Here is a 4,034-nt window from a genome sequence, read left to right on the forward strand (position 1 = left end):
GCCATGCCGATCGGCATGGCCCGGGAACGTTTATAGGTCAGTGCTCAAGCCTTGGCGGACTGAGCCAGCTCCAAGCCTTTGTTGGCAAGACGGTCAGCGTTTTCGTTGCCTGGATCGCCGGAATGGCCCTTGACCCAACGCCAGTCGATCTGGTGTCGAGCAGCCGCAACGTCAAGCCGTTGCCATAAATCCTGGTTCTTGACGGGCTTCTTGTCGGCCGTCTTCCAACCGCGCTTCTTCCAGCTTGGCAGCCACTCGGTCAGCCCCTGCAGCACGTACTTGGAGTCCGTGTGCAGCGTCACCGTGCATGCTTCTCGCAGGGACTCTAGCGCGCTGATCGCTGCCATCAGCTCCATGCGATTGTTGGTGGTCGGCGCTTCGCCGCCACAGAGTTCCTTCAGGTGCTCACCGTACTGAAGAGAAACACCCCAACCGCCTGGGCCGGGGTTACCGCGGCATGCGCCGTCGGTGTACGCGATGACTGCTTTCATTCAGCGGGAGTATTGAGATCCGGTGTAACAGCGGGGGTGGCGGCAATACCGCCGAGTGCGCGGCCGACCAGCTGCTTGACCTGGGCTCGCGGAAGACGCGTGACCATCGACATCGGAATCACCCGTTTCTTGGCAACAATCAGATAACCCTCGGCGAGTGGCATCGCCAGACTGGCCACCGTGAAGGGTTCCCCGGCGGTACGCGCTTCTGTCCAAGGGAAGCCGACCCCGAAGCGCCGCAGTTCGGTGATCTCGAAATCGAGCAGTTCCAGCCAGTCAGCAAGCCGGCCGGCGCTGTGAAAGCGAGCCCCCGGCGGAAAAGCTCGAGTGCCCATGCCGAGCACGCGACGCAAACCCCAGAGACTCCAGGGATTGAAGCCAAGAATCATCAGACGGCCGCGATCGCTAAGGATGCGATTGACCTCGCGCAACAGATTGTGGGGTGACGGCGAGAACTCCAGCGTGTGCGGCAGCAGCACGGCGTCGACGCTGCGCTCCATGATCGGCAAGGCATCGGGCTGGGTCACGGCCTGGGCATCGCCCAGACTGTCGATCAGCGTGCCGAGCACAGCGCGATGCAGCATGTCCGCGGAAGCCAGCAACTGGCCATCGCCCCAGTTGCCGATCTGCAGGCAGTGACGGCCGAACAGATTCGGCAGCACGCGCGACAGCTCGCGTTCCTCGAGCGCCAGCAGACGCTTGCCACGGGGGCTGGCGAGCCAGGTTTTCAGGGCTTGGCGGTTGAACGGCTGGCCGCCGCTGACCGCGAGACGGTTAGGCATGGTTGACGTACCGACGCGCTATGAAGACGATGGCGCCATGATAACCGTCACTGCCCTGCCCGCGTTCACCGACAACTACCTCTGGCTGCTCGAACGCGACGGCCATGCAGCGATCGTCGACCCCGGTGATGCGTCCGTCGTCAGCAAGGCTCTTGCGTCCCGCGGCCTCGTGCTCGACGCGATCCTGATCACGCATCATCATCCCGACCATATCGGCGGACTCGTCGCCTTGGCGGCGGAGACCGGCGCCGTCGTCTACGGCCCGCGTGCCGAGCACGCGAAGATCAAGGGCCTGACCGTACTGCTCGATGACGGAGACGAGGTCAGCCTTGCCGGTCTCGGCATCCGCTTGAACGTGATCGCCGTGCCGGGACACACCCTCGGGCACATTGCCTACTTCGAAGCGGTGCAGCGCCTGCTGTTCTGCGGAGATACCTTGTTCATCGGCGGCTGCGGACGGCTGTTCGAAGGCACGCCGGCGCAGATGCAGCATTCGCTGTCTCGCCTCGCCGATCTGCCAGGTGATACCGCGGTTTACTGCGCGCACGAGTACACACTGTCGAACTACGATTTCATCGCCACGGTCGAGCCGGACAATGATTCCGTAGCCACTGAATTTTCTCGCCTGCAGAGCCTGCGCGCCGCGGGCCTGGCAACGGTGCCGGGCACTATCGCCGGCGAGCGCGCGCGGAACCCGTTCCTGCGCAGCAAAGAGCCCGAACTGGCCATCGCAATGACCGCGCAGACCGGGCAAGCGATGACTGATTCCGTGGAAGTTTTCGCGGCTTTGCGCCGCTTGAAAGACGGACACGTACCGCGCATCCGCTGAACGCACAGTTCTGTTTCCGTCGGCCGCGGACCTTTTGCTAGACTCGCGCCTCTTCAATGCTCCCTGCCCAGAAAACGAACATGGCTTTACGCTCGCCGAGCCGCTTGTTTTTGTGCACCTTACTCGCCTGCCTGCCTATTGCAGTGCACGCGGCTCCGCCTCAGCCCGCCGACCCGGCGGTGCTCGAGATCGACCGGACGCTACAGGTGCTGAAGTCGGAAGTTTTCGACATCAACCAGCAGGCGATCCGCACCGAGGACGCCTTCCTGTATCCGGAGCAAACCCGGGTAACGATCTACGTCGGTGTCGACGCGCCGGGACTACTGCTCGACGAAGTCGTGATCACGGTCGACGGCAACGAGCCGATTCGCAGAAAGCTCGAAGTCACCGAAGCCGTGGCCTTGCAACGCCGGGGCTTGTATCGGGCGCTACGCCTGAACGTCACGCCCGGTGCGCACCGCATGTGGGCTGAGTTCACGGGTCGCTACGCCGACACCGGTGCAGACGGCCAGCGCATGCGCGGCCGCTATGAAGCTGTGTTCGACAAAACTGATCGGGCATCTGATCTTGAAATCCTGATATCAACGCCGGGCCTTGGTATGCAGCCGACCATGGCGCTGCGCGACTGGAGACCGTCGCGATGATCCGCAGCATTCTTTGTGCCACCTTGCTGACGGCGTCGATTCCGGCGCTGGCCATCGATCGCTACGAACCGGGCAGTGCCAACGATCCGCATGTGCGTGCCGCCGAGTTCTTGATGGGCGACCAGCGCTACTTCAGCGCTTCGACCGAACTCCTGCAGTTGCTCGGCGAGAAGCCCGACCGCCAGCTGTCGAAGGTCTACTTCCGGCGCCTGGCCGATGCCACGCTGAATTTCGGCGTCGAACAGCGCGCGAGCACGATCTATCGCGAACTGGTGCCGGAACCGAGCACGGCTCTTTCGCTGGCGCGTGCCCGAATCCATTTGGCCGAATTCGATTACCAGCGCGGCAAGCTTGCGGAAGCGATCGCCGAACTTGAAGCGATGAAGCCTCAGCTTCCGAAACAGGCCACGCTGGAATGGCAGGATCTGCTCGGCCGCGCTCTTCTCGCGCAGGGTCGGTACAAGGAAGCGGCCGCGGTGCTCGCCGAACTAAAGGATGCCGGCCTGCAGCGCGCGTTCACGCGCTACAACTACGGCGTTGCCCTGATCAAGGACGGCCGCGTCACCCAGGGTCTGACCGTGCTCGACAAGGTCGGTCAGATCGACGCCGACGATCCCGACGAACTGGCCGTCCGCGACAAGGCCAATCTGGCACTCGGCTACTACTTCCTGCGTAACCAGCAAGGTGGCTCGGCAATCGGCGTGCTCCAGCGCGTACGCAGCGACGGCCCGCTGTCGAATCGCGCCCTGCTCGGCCTCGGCTGGGCTTATCTGGCGCCCGGCGGCAAGGGGCAGAAAAAGTCCGGCGACGATGAATCAGGCATCTCCAAGAGTCTGTCAACCATCGGTGTGCTGTTGCGCCCCGGCTTTCTCGGTGACGACGTCTACAAGCGTGCCGGTCTCCAGAACTTCAGGCTGACCAAAGCGTCGGCTGACGAAGAAGCTGCGCTGAAGCGGGCGCTGGTGCCTTGGGTGGAACTCGCCACACGCGACACCATCGATCCTGCCGTGCAGGAAGTGCTGCTTGCGATTCCGTTCACGCTCGACAAACTTGGCGCGCATTTGCAGTCGGAAGCGTTCTACCAGCGGGCGATCGATGCGCTCACCGCAGCGCGCAAGAATCTTGATCTGAGCGCTGCCTATGTCCGCAGCGGCCGCATGATTTCGACGATGGTGAGACGCACGCAGAATGTCGAATCGGGTTGGGACTGGGAACTGAAGGATCTGCCGGATGCGCAGGAAACCTATTACCTGCAGCGCCTGATCGCCGAGAATCGCTTCCAGGAGCC

5 protein-coding genes are annotated in these 4,034 nt (G+C 63.1%); 3 read left to right on the plus strand and 2 right to left on the minus strand.

Going from position 1 to position 4,034, the window contains the following annotated elements; genetic code table 11:
* Positions 1-44: 44 nt before the first annotated feature.
* Together rnhA and QZY06_RS18730 are read right to left on the minus strand one after the other, a co-directional pair.
* The gene (gene rnhA / locus QZY06_RS18725; RefSeq protein WP_295686953.1) at positions 45-491 is read right to left on the minus strand and encodes a ribonuclease HI; all 447 of its coding nucleotides are present in this window, start codon (positions 489-491) and stop codon (positions 45-47) included.
* The gene (locus tag QZY06_RS18730) at positions 488-1,273 is read right to left on the minus strand and encodes a class I SAM-dependent methyltransferase (protein WP_295686956.1); all 786 of its coding nucleotides are present in this window, start codon (positions 1,271-1,273) and stop codon (positions 488-490) included. The genes rnhA and QZY06_RS18730 overlap by 4 nt, the downstream gene beginning before the upstream one ends.
* Positions 1,274-1,310: 37 nt before the next feature.
* Between QZY06_RS18730 and gloB the strand changes: the two genes are divergently transcribed.
* The 3 genes from gloB to QZY06_RS18745 form a co-directional block, all read left to right on the plus strand.
* Positions 1,311-2,102 carry a hydroxyacylglutathione hydrolase gene (gene gloB / locus QZY06_RS18735; RefSeq protein WP_367275678.1) on the plus strand — a complete coding sequence of 264 codons (792 nt, stop codon included), beginning with the start codon at positions 1,311-1,313 and terminating at the stop codon, positions 2,100-2,102.
* 80 nt (positions 2,103-2,182) lie between these two features.
* Entirely contained in the window at positions 2,183-2,746 is a 564-nt protein-coding gene (locus QZY06_RS18740; protein ID WP_295686960.1) for a hypothetical protein, read from the plus strand.
* Positions 2,743-4,034, plus strand: a 1,292-nt coding sequence (locus QZY06_RS18745; RefSeq protein ID WP_295686963.1) for a tetratricopeptide repeat protein, incomplete at its 3' end; no start/stop codon positions are given. The genes QZY06_RS18740 and QZY06_RS18745, both read left to right, overlap by 4 nt.

This window comes from uncultured Nevskia sp., from assembly GCF_903885465.1.
Classification (GTDB): Bacteria; Pseudomonadota; Gammaproteobacteria; order Nevskiales; family Nevskiaceae; genus Nevskia.

Bases quoted from the DNA above. Each gene is read 5' to 3' on its own strand.
- rnhA (WP_295686953.1), bottom strand. From the start codon at position 491: ATGAAAGCAGTCATCGCGTACACCGACGGCGCATGCCGCGGTAACCCC.
- QZY06_RS18730 (WP_295686956.1), bottom strand. From the start codon at position 1,273: ATGCCTAACCGTCTCGCGGTCAGCGGCGGCCAGCCGTTCAACCGCCAA.
- gloB (WP_367275678.1), top strand. From the start codon at position 1,311: ATGATAACCGTCACTGCCCTGCCCGCGTTCACCGACAACTACCTCTGG.
- QZY06_RS18740 (WP_295686960.1), top strand. From the start codon at position 2,183: ATGGCTTTACGCTCGCCGAGCCGCTTGTTTTTGTGCACCTTACTCGCC.